This window comes from Halovulum sp. GXIMD14793, assembly GCF_054457435.1.
The window spans coordinates 20180-35335 of record NZ_JBTLNE010000039.1 but is presented as its reverse complement, the minus strand read 5'-3'; the positions used below and the strand labels follow the sequence as shown (position 1 = coordinate 35335).

Genomic DNA, 15156 nt, shown 5'->3' with positions numbered 1-15156 from the left:
AACTCAAGGCACACCTCCGAAGGCTCAAGGCCCGCACCTTCGAAGCGCTTTTCAAATCCGTTGCACAAACATGCGACCTCTTCCCACCAGACGAGTGCCGAAATCTCTTCAAGGCTGCCAGGTATGTTGCAGATTAAATGGACGGTGCTCTAAAGCGTCCCAACCAGGCGCTTAAGGTCCTCAAACTCCGCTATACCCGTCACGGTTGGGCCATTTGCCTCAATCACTGCGATCTGCGCGGCCAGATGGGCGCGGATTTTGTCCGCATCAATCAGATCAAGCAGCGCGCTGGCCGCAGGGATGTGCTGCGATAGACGGTCGCGCACAGCACCTGGGCTGACCAGAAACTCCGTCACATCGAAACTGAGCACATCTGCCCCTGGCCGCGGATGCCACGCCAGATAGGCGCGCAGCTTATCCTGCTGCAGCCGGCGCAACGCCAGCCGGGCCTGAAAATCAGCATTATCGCCGCCGGTTCCTGACAAGGCATCCAGCAACCAAAGCTCGGGTATGCGGAACACCTGTGCGTTTCGATCACGTAGAATATGCCGCGTGATTGGGGCCAACCGGTCCAGCCGCATGACCATACCCTGCGGCGTGCGCCGCCGCGCCCAGATCAGGTTGGCTAGGAATTGCTGCGGATGATAGTCGCGCAACCGCGGACTGTCGGTCAGGTTTCCGGCAAAGACCGACACCTGCCCTTTGAACTCCACCCGATCAGGCTCAAACAGCGCACCATGCATTTCGATCCCTGGATCGTTTTGCAGGGCGGCGACAAAATCGGGGATCAGATGCTGAAACCCGTCAAACACGAAATAGGGCCGCGCGCTGACATGATCAGCCTGTTTGACCACATAGCGGCTTTGACTGGTCAATCCACGCCGCCCTTTGCCCCGCACATTGGTCGCGCGCCGCATCATGCGGTCCAGCGCTGATGGATCAGGCCGGGCAGGCTGCATCTGCGCCAGATCCGGGCCCAGCAGCGCGGCATACAGCCGGTCAGAGCCGGGCCAGATCTTGCGCACGAACATCGCCTCTGACTGCAGCAGAACCTGCAAATGGTCGTCGTGGAAAATAAAGGGCTTTCCCTGCGGATCGAACCGCGCCAGCGTCAATGATTTAGAGATCACCTTGCGGGCATGTTTCCGCGCCAGCGACTGAAAATAGGTTTCGTCCGGGATCCAGCCCCAGCGAAAGAAACGGTTGATTGTGGGCAGGTCGGGATCATCAAGGATACGCCGCAACGTCCCTGCCGATAGCACCCACCATTGTGAGCCGATAAAAGGCTCCAGCCCGCCGGGCAGCACACGGTTGACCCCAAGCTTACGCTGCAGATCAACGAAGCGGTCAAAAATCCAGCGTTGCCGACGCCAGGAGAACGGAGAGTACAAGGTAAACCGTTCGCTGGACAGACCGCCCACGATCCATGCATCCTCTTTCGCGGAAACGCTTTCGATGAAGTCCGTGTCAGGAAAATCCGCTAGAAAATCGCGGATCTGCGGGATCGGCTTGATCGGCAGACAGGACCCAGAGATCAGCCCGACATGCCCGACATCCGGGAAAGCCTCCAGCATGATCTGCGCGGCGCCTAAGGTTGCCTGCACCAGCGAAAAAGTCCCCCATTCGCAGGACATACGTGGTGCGAAACGGATCAGTGGGTTGTCACCAAGCGTCTGCTGCAACGCCTGAAACTCTGCCGCATCCGCCTTTCGGTCGACATGCAGCACCACCGGGATGTCATGCGCCGCGATATGACCGGCCAGCGCCGCTGCCCGACCAAGGTTCTCATGCGCCATCAGAATGAACCCGATCACAGCCATCCCCCGGTTGAGATCAGGCCCAACTGCTCCAACTGGTGCCAGTCGCGGTATTGGGTCGAGGCATCGGTCCAAAGCTGCGTCTGTTCTGCCTTGTCGCGATAGGCTAGATATTCTCGGCTTTCGGCATAATGCTGGCGGCGGCGAACCTCTTCCTTTGCCTTGTCAGCAAAAACGGACAGAAATTTCGCATGTAGAAGCGCCCCGCTGGTCCGCTCCCCCCCGGCATCATCAAAGACACGGTTCATGCGGCGTGGCAGCAGCGTATGGGTGGATGAGATAAACACATGTCCGCGGCGCCACTTGACCAAGGGCGTCTTGTTCAGCGCAGGGGCGGCCTTGGGATCATCGGCAAAGAACGCACGCTGACGCGGTCCGCCCTGTATCCACAGATTATCATGCCAGGAATTATAGCTGTAGGTGTAGTTGCCTGCATCAAACCAACCAAGGGCCGCAACCGGATCCTCGCCCTCCTGATAGGGTGTCTCAGCGATGCCATCTTTCCCATACAGGTCAATCATCATGGCACCGAAATTGCGGTGCGTGTTAGCATCCAGCCAATCGGTCAGGGCGGGCAATGGGCGGCTGTCGACATAGGGATAGACCAGAAACTCATCCACATCGACCACCAGAACCCAGCGCTCATGCGCGTAGCGGGTCTTTAACGCGTTCAGCCAGTCAATACCAAAACCCGCCGCCTTGTAGCTGGCCGTTGTCGTCCACAGGGAGACGTCGGGCTGTTCAGCCAGATACTCACGGCTGCCATCATCCGACCCGTTGTCGACAATCAGGAAATGCGACACATCAAGCTTGCGGTAGTAGTCCAGAAAATAGGGCAGCCGTATACGTTCATTGCGCAAGGTCGAAAAGCACAGGACGCCCGGTTTACGGATCAAGGCATTGCTCACAACAACAGGCTTAAGCTGAAATCCCTGCAGGAATGCCCGCCGCCGCCAGGAAAGCCGTTCAGTCCTAAGCGCGCGGGAATTTCGATTGAGAAGCTGAAACACCATGCCAAGCAGTTTAGGGCAGTGCAGTCATGGGGCAAGGGCCGCTGAGACCTGCGCGAAATGCGTATCCCAGTTAGGTACTTTGAACCCGGTCAGCACACGCGGCGGCGCGGTGGCCAGATCCAGGATCGTCTTTTTCCATCCCGGGCCGTCCAGCGGGTCCAGAAAGACCGGGCGCGTGTTGTCAATCTCGCGAAAGGCGGGCAGGTCGCTGCAGATCACCTGTTTGCCAAGGGCCAGCGCCTCTGCCAGGGGATAGCCGTATCCTTCGGCGAAGGATGGGAACAACAGCGCATGCGCACCGGACACCTTCTTCACCATCTGTGCATCACTGAGATAGCCGTGGTTGAATACCGTCTGACCCATGAAGGGCGCACGATCCAGCACATCGAGGATGTTCTCATTCTCCCAACCGGGGCGGCCGATCAGGTGCAGATGCGGGATGTCATCCTTAGCCATTTCGTCATGCATCTGACGCCAAATGTTCAGCAAAAGCAGGTGGTTCTTACGTGGCTCAATCGTTCCAAGAACGACAAAGCTGGGTTTTTCTGCAGGGGCTGCGGGTGGCAACTCTGGCAGGCTTACCCCCAGCGGCGCGGCAACACTGGCAGGGGTTCGGCCATGGTCAGACAGCCACTGGCCGGCCCGGCGCTGCGTGTCGCAAGAGTTATAGATCAGCAGATCGGCATGATTGGCTGCGCAGACCAACCGCTTGCGAAATTGATCTGGCGTCTGTGGACGCGTGAATTCGGGGAACAGCAGCGGGATAATGTCATGGATCAGCACGGAAATCCGGCCAGCCCCGGCGGCCCGGACCCCTGTCATTGTCGCCTCGATCAGGTTGGAATGGCCAGTGTTGAAATAGTCAAACCCCGGCCTCAGATGCGCGCGCAACAACGCTGGCAGGCGCGCTTTTCCCTTCATACCCCGGCCCAGCCGCCGGATTGTGCTTTCCGCCCGGCGCAGCAAGGGTGATTGGCGGCGGCCCAGTTGGCTGAACAGATCGGCGCGGTCGACCTCTGCCTTGCCGTCAAGAATAGGGATGAAGGCCTGCATCCCCTCTGCCGTCAGCAAAGCATATCCACCCAGAATGCGCGTCAGGAAAAAGGCACGGGCATCTGATGCCAAAGCGTGTTCGATATAGGCACGCTCTACCCTGTCGACACCCGAAAACGATTGCTGCGCGACGCGCGACACCGACCGGGTGATGTCGACAAGGATATCATTCAAGCGCTGTACCCCGCGCCCTGATGCCAGCCCCACGCGTCCGAAATCATCGTCTCAAGCTGGGACCGCTCTGGCCGCCAGCCCAGCACGTCCTCGGCCAGTTTGCTACCGGATACCAACGCCGTGCAATCACCGGGCCGCCGGTCGCCGTCGATCACTGGGACAACCTCGCCTGTGACCGCCCCGACCGTATCAATCACCTCACGCACCGAAAATCCGCGCCCCGTGCCCAGATTGAACACGGTCCGGTCGCCGCCGCTGCGCAGGTAATCCAGCCCACGGATATGCGCATCAACCAGATCGGTAACATGCACATAGTCGCGGATGCAGGTGCCATCCGGTGTAGCGTAATCGGTACCAAACAGCGTCAGCGCCGCGCGCCGCCCGGTTACGGCATCCAGCGCCAATGGGATCAGATGCGTTTCGGGACGGTGATGTTCGCCAATCCTGCGGTCAGGATCGGCACCAGCAACATTGAAATAGCGGAACGACACATGGCGCAGGTCAAAAGCGCGGCCGTAATCCTTTAGCATATCCTCAATGGTGCGTTTCGACGCGCCGTAGGCGTTGATCGGGTGTTGCGCACAGCTTTCATCCAGCATCACCCCATCCTGATCACCATAAGTCGCGCAGGTGGATGAGAAGACAAAGGTTTTAACCCCCGCCGCAACCACAGCATCCAGCAAAGTCATGGAGCCGACAACATTGTTGCGCCAATACCGCTGCGGTTCACGCATCGACTGGCCAACATCCGAGAGCGCCGCGAAATGCATCACGGCCTCAGGCTGGTGGTCGGCCAGTACAGCGTCCAGCCGCGCCCGATCGCACAAGTCACCCTCTTCCATCGGACCGAACTGCACGGCCTGACGCCAGCCAGTGACAAGGTTGTCATAGGTAACGGGCAGATGCCCTGCCTCTGCCAGCATTTTGCACGCGTGGCTGCCGATATAGCCTGCCCCGCCTGTTACCAGAATTGTCGCCATACTGCCCCTACCGGTCGCCGATCGACACCGGGCTTATTGCGCAGCCTGCGAATGCGCAACCGTGTCGATCAGGAATTTGCGGAATTCGTCCTGCAGATCGGCACGTTCCAGACCAAAGGCAACAGTCGCCTGCAAAAACCCAGCCTTAGAGCCACAATCATAGCGCTGCCCTGCAAAGCGGAATCCGGTGACGTTGTTGCTTTCCTCAATCTCGCGGGCGATGGCATCCGTCAGCTGGATTTCTCCACCAGCCCCGGCCTTGGCCTGGCCAAGATTTTGCAAAACTTTGGGGGTCAGAATATACCGCCCGATCACCGCCAGATTGGACGGTGCCTCTTCAAGCTTGGGTTTTTCAACCATACCTTGGACATGTGCGACCTGCCCCGAATTCCGCGCAACATCCAGAATACCGTAGGACGGCACGCTCTGCTCAGGTACTTCCATCGCTGCAACCATATTGCCGCCGACATCCGCATAGGCATCAACCATCTGCTTAAGGCAGCCTTCGCCGCCAGAGATAACATCATCAGGCAGCAGAACCGCAAAGGGTTCGTCGCCGATCAACCGCGCCGCGCAATTCACCGCATGGCCCAGGCCAAGTGCTTCGTGCTGTCGGACATAGGCGATGGCGCCCGATTGCATATTTGTGGTTTCAAGCACCTCAAGCAAAGCCGTTTTATTCTTGGCTTTGAGAGCTTTCTCAAGCTCCGGTGCGCGGTCGAAATAATCCTCAAGCGCGGACTTGCCCCGGGATGTGACGAAGATGAACTCAGTGATCCCGGCCTCACGCGCTTCGTCAATCGCGTATTGGATCAACGGTCTGTCGACAAGCGACAGGATTTCCTTTGGGATAGACTTGGTTGCGGGCAGGAACCGTGTTCCCATACCTGCAACGGGAAAAACGGCTTTCTGAACTTTTTGCGCCAAGAACGCTCTCCTTCATTTCGATCCGACGAGGCCCCCCGATCCCGACCGTGCAGCCTTAAAAACACACCAAAGTTGAAAAAAATATGGCAACAATCAGTCTGCCAACCGCTTGTTGCGATTAACTATAACCAAACTGTCGAAAAAGGGACAGTGGGAGCCAACCTACAAAATTGTGACGCGGGTCTGGGCGCGTATCGCAGTTAAATTCGTGATCCTATACCGGCGGTAAGCCGCGCACGGATGCGACACGCGCGCGCTCCAGCCGTTCCCAGTCTGCAGTGCTGTTCCAGCGGCGCGGGCCGCGCATCGCATCACGACCCAGATGTCCCACCTGATGCAGCCAATAGCCCTCTGGCTGGTAGCTTACCGTCAGATTGTTATGCGTTGGCAGAACCTGCAGCAGCGTCACAGCCTGTCCTTCGCCTGCCAGATGTGCTGCCTCTGCTCGTGCGGTTGCAGAGGACATGCCACAGGTCAGCATGAATGCTTGGCGCGGATGCACCGGCACTGGGTCCAGCGCGGTCTTTTCAGCCCCGAGGACAGGCGTATATGCTTGGCGCTGCTCTGCTGCTCCCTTATCAAAGCTTTGCAAAAGCCCTCGCAATTTCCCGCCATTCAGCAAACCAAAATGATGAAAACCATGAAGACGTTGTCGCTGACGGTCACGCGCTGCTTGCAGGGCAGTTGCCCGCATCTCTGCCGGGCAATGCTGAGACAGAAAATGCGCAGTGCTTGCACCGATCTGCATTAGGTTCCTCGGGACCCGATGGACAGAGCGGTAAGGACCAGCCGCAAAACCATGATGCACCTGCGCCAGTGGCACAATAGCCCCGGAAACACCTGCCTTTGACAGGCGCATGCAGATGTCCGCTTCATCAAGAAAGTAATGATAGGCTCCGTCGAACCCGCCCAGCGCTATCGCCGTATCGCGCCGCAGCGCAAAATTTGTGCCAACCGTATTAAGAACCCGCTTTGGATCAGGGTCGAAACGGGTCCATGGGGCATCCTGCACCACTGCCTGATGATCCATGGCAAGCGGGTCAATCATCTGCGCGCGCCATTGAAAGCTGACCCCGTTACGCCCGCGCACAAAGCCGCCGACAAAGCCGATTTGCGGGTCCGAGAAGGGCTGCACAAGGTGATGCAGCCACCGATATTCCGGCACCGCATCATCATCGCAAAACGCCACGATCTGACCCCGCGCCATGACGAGGCCCGCATTCCGTGCTGCCGAAATATTACACAGATCAAAATGCTGCCAGCGGACCGGCAGCGGGGTTTCGGGCCGCTTGTCGCTGACCACAATCAGTTCAAAGTTTCCGTAGTCCTGAAATTCGAACGCTTTCAGGCAGATCCGCAGGTGGTCCGGTCGACGATAGCTGACGACAATGACGCTGACCGGCGGCGTATCGGTCATTCAATGCCTTGGGATTTCATAATTTTCTCGATCCGGTCGACATCCACCGGGTTGTTCAACTCCCAAAACGCGCGGCCCTTTGCCTCAACTTCTACGCAGCGCACAGCGACGCCGTTTTCCATGAAGCGCAATTGTTCCAACCCTTCCCATTTTTCCAGGCGCCCCTCGGCCCAGCCGGCATAAGCGCCTAGGGCGGCGCGGCGATAGGCATAGACGCCGACATGGTGGAAAACGGGGATGTCCTCGTCTTCGGTGAAGCTGCGGCCAGTATAGGGTATGACCTCCTTCGAGAAATAGAGCGCCCGGTGCTCATTGTCGAAAACGGCGGTCGTCCCGCCGACGCGGCCCATGCTGCGGTCTTCCTGAAATCCGTTCAGGGCGGCCGCGTCGCAACGCAGAACCGGGGTGGCAACATCAGCGTCGGGCGCGGCCATAAGGTCAGCGATCAGCGCCTCGACAAACCAGGGCGGGGTCAAAGGCGCGTCGCCCTGCAGGTTGACCACAATCTCCGTGCTGGCGGGCAATTGATGCAGCGCCGCCGCGCAGCGCTCCGTGCCGTTGCGGCAGGTCTCGGGCGTCATCAGAACCTCTGCGCCGAAGCCCACCGCGTGATCGGCGATGCAATCGTCATCGGTGGCCACTATCACATGGTCGGCACCAGCAACTTGCCCCGCTGCTTCCCAACTGCGCTGCACAAGGCTTTTGGATTGACCCGTGGCACCGCGCAATTTGGCCAGCGGCTTACCCGGATAGCGGGTCGAGGCATAGCGCGCAGGGATAACGATGGCGACGGTCATGCGGGATCTACCAGGTTAACGCCAGGGGCAAACGCGATGAAAAACGGGTTCTCATAGCCCGGCTTGCCATAGGTCAGGTCGGTATGATCATCGAACCGAACCACGTTTCCACCAGCCCCGCGCAATACCGCATGCCCCGCAGCGGTGTCCCACTCCATGGTGCGCCCCAAGCGGGGATAAAGATCGGCCTCACCCGTCGCGACCAGACAGAATTTCAAGGATGACCCGGCGGCGGCATTATCCGCGACACTGTATCGATTGATATAATCCTCCGTCGCGGTATCGCGGTGCGACTTTGAGGCAACGACGATCAGCGCAGCATTGTCTGGTTGGCTGATTGTGATGGGCGTGGTCGCGCCGGGATGTTCGGGGTCCAGCGGGCCAGTTTCCTCTACAGACTGACCGCTTACATCTGTGTAAAACAAGCGGCCTTTCGCCGGGGCGTAAACCACACCGCGGGTTGGCACACCATTTTCCACAAGCGCGATATTGACGGTGAAATCCCCCCGGCGCTGCACGAATTCCTTGGTCCCATCCAGCGGGTCGACAATCAGAAATGTGTCAGCCTGCAAGTCATGGCTGGCGGCCTGTTCTTCGGTGATCAGTGTGATATCCGGGAACTCCGCCCTCAACCCGGCCGAGATCAGCCGATCAGCCGCCTCGTCAGCCTCTGTCACCGGGCTTTGATCGCCCTTCAGCTTCACCGCGAAATCATCGGCCTCATAGATCCGCATGATTTCGTCCCCGGCCTGAAGCGCAAGCCGCCTGAGGGCGGTGATCAATCTGTCCATATCCATTGCCTGGTCCCTTGGCGCTGTCTTTGCTGGCTCTTTTACAGCGACTTGTTTACGATTGGCAGACCAAAGTGCAGCAATCCACACGGACCCGCCTGCTTATGACGACCAGCGAACGCACCGAAAGCTATGCCGAGGCCGCGCATCGGTATTTCGAACTGCTGTTTCACACGACAGTTCGTAACGTACGGCTGCAAAGTGGCGGCAATCCTATCCTTGGGCTTCTGAACGCGATCAGCCAGGTGCTGGCAATGGTGCTGATCTTCTATTTGCTTTTCTCGCTGCTCAGTTTTGGCGGCGGAAATCTGCGCGGCGATCCGTTTCTGTTTCTGGTCAGCGGGATTTTTCTATTTTTTTTGCACAATCAGACCATAAACGGCGTATCAAATGCCTCGCAAATTGCTGGTGGCATGATGGCGCATGCGCCAATGGTTCCGTCGATCGTGATTCTCGCCGGGGCGCTGTCCAAGCTGTATCTTTTTTCGCTCGCAGCCATTGTTATTCTTACATGTTACTACTTGCTGGGTGGGTCGTTAGAGGTCGACAACCCTGCAGGCGTCGCCTTGCCGATATTGCTGGCCTGGGCAAGCGGGATCGTTGTCGGGCTGTTGATGTTGTCACTAAAGCCATTTCTGCCGCGGCTATCGAATATGATCTCAATGGTCTACCAGCGCGGCAACATGATCACGAGCGGCAAATTTTTTGTTGGCAACTCGATCCCTGCAGCCTTGTTGCCGTTTTTCGCCTGGAACCCGCTGTTCCACTGCATCGACCAACTGCGCGGCGCGCTGTTCATCAACTACTATCCCAAGAACACCTCAATAACCTACCCGCTTGTGTTTGTTGGCGTTGGGCTGGTCATTGGTCTGATGATCGAGTTTTGGCTGCGTCGTACAGTCAGCCTGAGCACAGGCCAGGCGAAAAGCTGACCTGCGCAGGCTTATATTGTTTTTAAACGCCGAAAAATATCGCCATCAACGGCACGGCAATGATCGCACCAGACAGATTGGTTGCCGTCACTCCAAGGAATATCAGGCCCATAACCCCTACGCTTGCCACCATTTTTCCAATCCTTCTTTCCGTTTGACGATAATCCGTCTGTTTGATTTACCTAGAATGCTTCGACAAATTCTGTGCCTTAGGTTGACTACCGAGTGCGTTAGTCCCGCCTCGTCGCCTGCCGGCGGCTTTTGAACAGCACAAAACTTGCACCAAGATAAGCATAGCCCGTCAGCTCTTTCTCGAACAGGGGGCTGCTCTGGTTAGCCGCACCAGCATAATGGCCAAGCCCAACCCCACTCCACAGGTTCAGCCGTTCGCCAACCGGAACTGTCAATCCGACACCAGCCTCCGTGCCAAGATAACCGCCGCGCGCATTGTAGGCCGGGCGTCCCGGGGCCGCGAAGGCCGGGGCGACACCATAGTAATAGTCATGCACCCCTTCGGTGGCAAAGATCGGCCCGGCAGAGGCGCGCAATTTAATCCCGTTAGCGAAATTCTTGCGTACCCGTACTCCGGGCTCAATCACCACACCCTGATAACGCAAGCCCTCCTGGCCTTGAAATGTCAGCATCGCGCGGGCCTGCAGTGTCAGGTCAATCGTTCCTTCATGATTGGATCCTGCATCCAGGGTCATTGCGTGAAACACCAGTTCGGGACCCACTTCGCCGATCAAACCCAGATCGGGCATACCCTGACGTAGCGGGTTACCATCGCTATCAGCGGCAAAGGCCGCATCCAGCGAAATCCCTACCTCAAAGCGCGGATTGCGGAATGGCACGACCTTCGCTGCGGACGATCCACCGATGCGCAACACGTCTCCGCGATAAACCAGCGTGGGATAGGCCAGACCTTTTAGGCGATAGTTGCCAGAGGCCGGGTAATCCGGGATATAGACCCCAAACCCGCCCAGCTTCGCCTCCCATAACGGCAAATCCTCAGCGCGGGCTGGCATAAACACCATGCACATCATCACAGTCAGTTTGAGGACCAGGCGCATGTTTGGGCTCCGCTTTGTTTCAGCCTCCGGGCTAACCGTCTCCGGCAAACGGGCCAAGGGGCCGCTACGACGATGCTGCCAAACGTTGCCCGGATGACGCAGATGGTGGCACCGCACAATGTGCGGCCGCTCTAACCACCCATCTTTTTTGGCCCGCCCGTTCCCATATCAATGCCGATATAGGGCAACCCCGCCTGTTTCCATGCCGCGAAACCACCTTCGAGATGCGCCAGCGGTGCCAGCCCTGCCTCCATAGCCAGGTGAACGACGCGCTGCGACCGCACGCCAGAGCCGCAATGGAGAACAATCCGCTTGCCGTCCTGCGTTGGTAAAGCCTCGGCCCTGAAAAGGGACATCGGCATCAGCAAGGCACCCTCGATATGTTCCATCATGTATTCTGGCGGTGTACGGACATCGATCAATACAATCTGGCCCGCAGCCAGCGCACCATGCACCTGAGAAGGCGTCCAATTTTCTAGATCAGTCATTATCCAGGCTCCGTAGCGGTTTGCTCATAGCATGCCTTATGGCCAATTCAGCGGCAATAATTCTGGAACGAAGCATGATCTCCGGGCTTCTCGGCCTGCAGCGTATTGGAATGAGCATTGTCGCAAATGCAACCGCTGCAGACGTGTCCGATTGTTAGAAATTCGATCCAGCACATCCAATTACTTCGGGTTTAAAATGATTGGATTGATAGTAAGATCTATATATTCAGCATTTCTAATGCTTATTATAGCCACACCCTGTTACAGCTACCAATCTAGCGAAGTTCATCACTAAGGTTGCTCGCGGCACGGCGCAGCTCAATCGTCGAAGCAAGCGCATCTTTCAAACTTGTCAGCTTGATCTCAACCTCGCCTTCAGAACGACCCGCCCTATTGCTACCCGTTGCCGGAACCTGCGACTTATCAGAAATTGCTTGGGCAGGCTGACCGATCGCCTCGCTTTCATCAGTAGCGGCCCCTTCCAACCCACTCTGCTGGATGTCGGCATTCTCTGCAGCCTCAAGAGAAAACGATGCGGCAAAACCCCGAAAGGACGACGGAAGGGCATCTGGTTTAACCTCGGACCAGTTCTGCGACAGGGCCGCGAATTTATTGCGCTGGGGGTTGGATTGCGGCAGATCGGCAAGTGACTGGAAAGCCCCAGCCGGCGAGCCAAGCAGAAGGTGGGCGTGCGACCTTAGCTGTGCGGTTTCGGTTCCTCGCATATCTGCCAGCGTTTCCAAGGCATCCCGCGGCATGCTCAATGCTATCTCGAGTTCAGCGCGCAGCAGGCGTTGCTCTGCTGTAGGCATTGCCTTTGATGCCTTCAAAATCTCAAGCGCCATATTGGGTAATCCGCGCATGTTAAGTTCCCTGGCAAAGCCTGTGCGCAAGGTCTCGCTAAACCCGTCGCGGCCAAGATACTTGGTACCACGGGCGACAAGGCGGACATAATCGCCCTCGCTCAAGGATGCCGGATCCATCTCGTCCAGTATTTTGCGGGCGGCTTCGGGAATCGGGGCCGCGCGGATGACATGATCTTGTTCCAGAATATCGAGTGCCACAAAGGGCTGGCCACGTCTGGTTTCCAATTCGGCCATTACAAGCGAAATCGTGACTGCCTCGTCGGTGCCGCGCAGCAGGCGTTGCTCAATGGCCAGATCAGAGATCAGATTTCCGGGCACCTCTGAGCTTTCATCAAGAACGCTTCTCGCGCGCATAAGCAGCGCCTCGCGACGTTCGGCGACGTTCGTACTCTCGACATCTGCTATCAGCGTTGTTGCACGACGCACCTCGCCCAACTCGTTTGACAGCTCCGCCCTGGCGATGTTTTCAAGGGCACCCCGGGAACCAGGGGTGCGGTCAAGGATTTCCAGGATGCTGGCTGCCGCCTCGATCCGGCCATCGTCCAGCGCCCGGCTGGCGATGTTCTGGCCAGCAATTCGGCGGAGTTCCGGCGGCAGTTCCGAGAACGCGCGCAAGATGGCGTCGCCCCGTTCGGTTTCGCGGTCCAGCATTTCGAAACCAGCCACAGCGCGCCACATGCTGATCCGCCCCTCGCAATCACCGGAACGTGCTAATACGCCATCCGAGGGAACCGGCTGCCCTTCGATGACATCTGCAAGTTCAGCGAGCAGATCATGATCACGGGGGGCACCGGAGGCGAGGCTGAGAACCGCCTTTGCCTCGCGGCCAAAACCGTTGAGAAGGTAAAGCCGCGCAAGGTCCGCGACCGCTTCGGTATCAACTGTGCCATATTCTGAAACCACATCGCGGCGCATCATGCCAATCTCTTCGACCATAGGCAGGCCGCTGCCCCAACGTGCGACATTCAGCGCCATGTCGGAATTGCAGGCGGGCCGGGTTTCCGCTGTCTCCGCCGCGATATCGGAAACAGCGAGCGGCAAGCGGGTCTTGATCTGGGCATCAGCCAATCTTGCAGCCAGCTGCGCCAATGTTGGGGTTTGGGCTGTGTCGTCACCTTGCTCTTCATTTTCGTCCTCTGCTTGGTCGGCACCCTGTACTTGATCAGGAACCGTCTGTTCCTGCATGTAGGTGGACGGCGGCGTGACCTGTGGCTCAGCGAGTTGTAGCAGGCCCTCAGCTGCAGCATTGGCAAACTGCGCCCGAAGGTCGCGCTGTACTTGGGTGAGCGGCGCGTCTGCCTCCGTGGTCTTGGTTGTAGTCGTGGACGGCATCGTATTCGGCGTGCCGTTGGCCGCAGATGGCTTCATTTCTGCCATCTCGGCGTCAGACCTTGGCCTATCAGCGAGAGCGGCTTCAGAAACATCAGACTGCGTGGGCTCTGCGATCTCTTGTGCATCTGCACTTTGCTCTGCTGCAGGCTTGGATGGGGGAGCCTCTGCCCCCTCATCCTGCACAGCAAACGGATTGAGGACACGCCGAGCCGCGGTTGGTGCGTTTGCTGAGGTTTCGCGGCTGACATCGATAGCCAGAAAACGGCTGCCGATGCGTTCGGCGTTAACCTCGCAACTGCAGGTCAGGGTCAGATCAAGGGCAGTGCCAAGCGCGGTGTTGCGACTGGCCAGGGCGACAACGCGAGTGCGCGGCATCCGGTTGAATACGCCGGACAAATCAAACTCGGCCCGCAAGCCCGGGAAAACAACGGTGCTGACAGGTCCATCCTGGCTGATGACCCATGTTGCATCGCCGGGCAAAGGGACAATCAGGCGGGAATAGCCCGGGTGTTCGGCCGCGCGCACCTGTATCACCGGCTGCGCAGCGGCGGCCCCCGACCAGAGCGCTGCGATCAAACAGATGCGGATAGTCAGAAACCGGGTCATGCGGCCTCCTTCCGTTGTGAGCGGACGGCTTCGTCCAGATCGTTGAACGAAGGACGGTACTGATGCGGGGTGTTCTGGCGCCCAACCTCAACACAGATATTGGGCGGGTGCTTGTGCAGGTTGGCGACCATCACTTCGCGAATCAGGTTGTAGAAATGCGATTCTTCCGCAACCACCTGCGACACCTTGGTGGAGAATGGACCCACCAGACCATAGGCCAGAAACACGCCAAGAAACGTGCCAACCAGCGCGCCGCCGATCATCTTTCCCAGCACCTCTGGCGGCTGGTCGATCGAGGCCATGGTCTTGATCACACCCAAAACCGCCGCAACAATACCCAGCGCAGGCAAGCCGTCGGCCATTGTCTGCAGCGCGTGCGCACCATGTTCGGCGTGATGCGTCGTCGCCTCGATCCGTTTGTCGAGCACTTCTTCGACCTGCATCGGATCATCGTAGTTCATACCGGCAGATCGCATCGTGTCGCAGATCAATTCGACCGCTTCATGATCCGCGAGGATGCGGGGAAACTCCTGAAACAGGGCAGAATCTTCAGGCGCTTCGATATGACCCTCCAACTCCATCGGGTTCTGTCGGGCGATACGGATCAGTTGGAACATCAGAACCAGAATGTCCTGATAATCCTGCGCCTGCCATTTCGGACCTTTGAACACCTTGCCGACGTCGCGCATCGTGCCCTTTATCCCGCCCATGTCATTGGAGATGACGAATGCGCCAACGGCTGCCCCGCCAATCATCATCATCTCAAATGGAAGGGAGGCCATGATGATGCCGATCTTGCCACCGGCAATAATGTAACCACCGAACACCATCACAAAGACGATACCGATCCCGACAAAACCAAGCATATGTCCGACACTCTCAACTGGGTTGGA

The 15156-nt window shown here is 58.1% G+C and carries 13 protein-coding genes and 1 pseudogene; 2 read left to right on the top strand and 12 right to left on the bottom strand.

Annotated features, from left to right (window positions below; genetic code table 11):
* A pseudogene (locus ACW9UQ_RS12255) lies at positions 1-137 on the top strand (IS630-like element ISSpo6 family transposase); the annotation flags it as partial.
* Between the two features lie 12 nt (positions 138-149).
* Here the strand turns inward: ACW9UQ_RS12255 and ACW9UQ_RS12250 are convergent.
* The 8 genes from ACW9UQ_RS12250 to cysQ form a co-directional block, all read right to left on the bottom strand.
* Positions 150-1814, bottom strand: a complete 1665-nt coding sequence (locus tag ACW9UQ_RS12250) for a DUF5927 domain-containing protein (RefSeq protein ID WP_458931308.1) — start codon at positions 1812-1814, stop codon at positions 150-152.
* On the bottom strand, positions 1811-2830 hold the full coding sequence (locus ACW9UQ_RS12245) for a glycosyltransferase family 2 protein (RefSeq protein WP_458931307.1): 1020 nt from the start codon (positions 2828-2830) through the stop codon (positions 1811-1813). The genes ACW9UQ_RS12250 and ACW9UQ_RS12245 overlap by 4 nt, the downstream gene beginning before the upstream one ends.
* A 24-nt stretch (positions 2831-2854) precedes the next feature.
* Complete coding sequence (locus tag ACW9UQ_RS12240) at positions 2855-4057, bottom strand: glycosyltransferase family 4 protein (RefSeq protein WP_458931306.1); 1203 nt, start codon at positions 4055-4057, stop codon at positions 2855-2857.
* Positions 4054-5037, bottom strand: coding sequence for a UDP-glucose 4-epimerase GalE (galE, locus tag ACW9UQ_RS12235; protein WP_458931305.1), 984 nt, complete (start codon positions 5035-5037; stop codon positions 4054-4056). Before galE ends, ACW9UQ_RS12240 begins: the two co-directional genes overlap by 4 nt.
* Positions 5038-5070: 33 nt before the next feature.
* Positions 5071-5964: a UTP--glucose-1-phosphate uridylyltransferase GalU gene (gene galU / locus ACW9UQ_RS12230; protein WP_458931304.1), complete on the bottom strand. Its 894-nt coding sequence runs from the start codon at positions 5962-5964 to the stop codon at positions 5071-5073.
* Between the two features lie 214 nt (positions 5965-6178).
* Positions 6179-7381, bottom strand: coding sequence for a glycosyltransferase family 2 protein (locus tag ACW9UQ_RS12225; protein WP_458931303.1), 1203 nt, complete (start codon positions 7379-7381; stop codon positions 6179-6181).
* Complete coding sequence (locus tag ACW9UQ_RS12220; protein ID WP_458931302.1) at positions 7378-8178, bottom strand: 3-deoxy-manno-octulosonate cytidylyltransferase; 801 nt, start codon at positions 8176-8178, stop codon at positions 7378-7380. Before ACW9UQ_RS12220 ends, ACW9UQ_RS12225 begins: the two co-directional genes overlap by 4 nt.
* A complete protein-coding gene (cysQ, locus tag ACW9UQ_RS12215) occupies positions 8175-8975 on the bottom strand; it encodes a 3'(2'),5'-bisphosphate nucleotidase CysQ (protein WP_458931301.1) in 801 nt (266 codons plus the stop codon). The genes ACW9UQ_RS12220 and cysQ overlap by 4 nt, the downstream gene beginning before the upstream one ends.
* 68 nt (positions 8976-9043) lie before the next feature.
* On the opposite strand from cysQ, the gene ACW9UQ_RS12210 reads away from it, so the two are divergent.
* A complete protein-coding gene (locus ACW9UQ_RS12210; RefSeq protein WP_458931300.1) occupies positions 9044-9901 on the top strand; it encodes an ABC transporter permease in 858 nt (285 codons plus the stop codon).
* A gap of 230 nt (positions 9902-10131) precedes the next feature.
* Here ACW9UQ_RS12210 and ACW9UQ_RS12205 read toward each other — a convergent pair whose 3' ends face one another.
* The 4 genes from ACW9UQ_RS12205 to motA form a co-directional block, all read right to left on the bottom strand.
* Positions 10132-10971, bottom strand: coding sequence for a MipA/OmpV family protein (locus tag ACW9UQ_RS12205; RefSeq protein WP_458931299.1), 840 nt, complete (start codon positions 10969-10971; stop codon positions 10132-10134).
* A gap of 131 nt (positions 10972-11102) precedes the next feature.
* Positions 11103-11459, bottom strand: coding sequence for a rhodanese-like domain-containing protein (locus tag ACW9UQ_RS12200; protein WP_458931298.1), 357 nt, complete (start codon positions 11457-11459; stop codon positions 11103-11105).
* Between the two features lie 275 nt (positions 11460-11734).
* A complete protein-coding gene (locus tag ACW9UQ_RS12195) occupies positions 11735-14263 on the bottom strand; it encodes a hypothetical protein (protein ID WP_458931297.1) in 2529 nt (842 codons plus the stop codon).
* Positions 14260-15129 (bottom strand): flagellar motor stator protein MotA, encoded by an 870-nt coding sequence (motA, locus tag ACW9UQ_RS12190; protein WP_458931296.1) that lies wholly within the window; start codon positions 15127-15129, stop codon positions 14260-14262. The genes ACW9UQ_RS12195 and motA overlap by 4 nt, the downstream gene beginning before the upstream one ends.
* Positions 15130-15156 lie beyond the last annotated feature (27 nt).

What these genes read in the sequence shown, in the direction of transcription:
- ACW9UQ_RS12245 (WP_458931307.1), bottom strand. Translation starts at nt 2,830, where the DNA reads ATGGTGTTTCAGCTTCTCAATCGAAATTCCCGCGCGCTTAGGACTGAA.
- galE (WP_458931305.1), bottom strand. Translation starts at nt 5,037, where the DNA reads ATGGCGACAATTCTGGTAACAGGCGGGGCAGGCTATATCGGCAGCCAC.
- cysQ (WP_458931301.1), bottom strand. Translation starts at nt 8,975, where the DNA reads ATGGATATGGACAGATTGATCACCGCCCTCAGGCGGCTTGCGCTTCAG.
- ACW9UQ_RS12205 (WP_458931299.1), bottom strand. Translation starts at nt 10,971, where the DNA reads ATGCGCCTGGTCCTCAAACTGACTGTGATGATGTGCATGGTGTTTATG.
- ACW9UQ_RS12225 (WP_458931303.1), bottom strand. Translation starts at nt 7,381, where the DNA reads ATGACCGATACGCCGCCGGTCAGCGTCATTGTCGTCAGCTATCGTCGA.
- ACW9UQ_RS12200 (WP_458931298.1), bottom strand. Translation starts at nt 11,459, where the DNA reads ATGACTGATCTAGAAAATTGGACGCCTTCTCAGGTGCATGGTGCGCTG.
- ACW9UQ_RS12195 (WP_458931297.1), bottom strand. Translation starts at nt 14,263, where the DNA reads ATGACCCGGTTTCTGACTATCCGCATCTGTTTGATCGCAGCGCTCTGG.
- ACW9UQ_RS12220 (WP_458931302.1), bottom strand. Translation starts at nt 8,178, where the DNA reads ATGACCGTCGCCATCGTTATCCCTGCGCGCTATGCCTCGACCCGCTAT.
- motA (WP_458931296.1), bottom strand. Translation starts at nt 15,129, where the DNA reads ATGCTTGGTTTTGTCGGGATCGGTATCGTCTTTGTGATGGTGTTCGGT.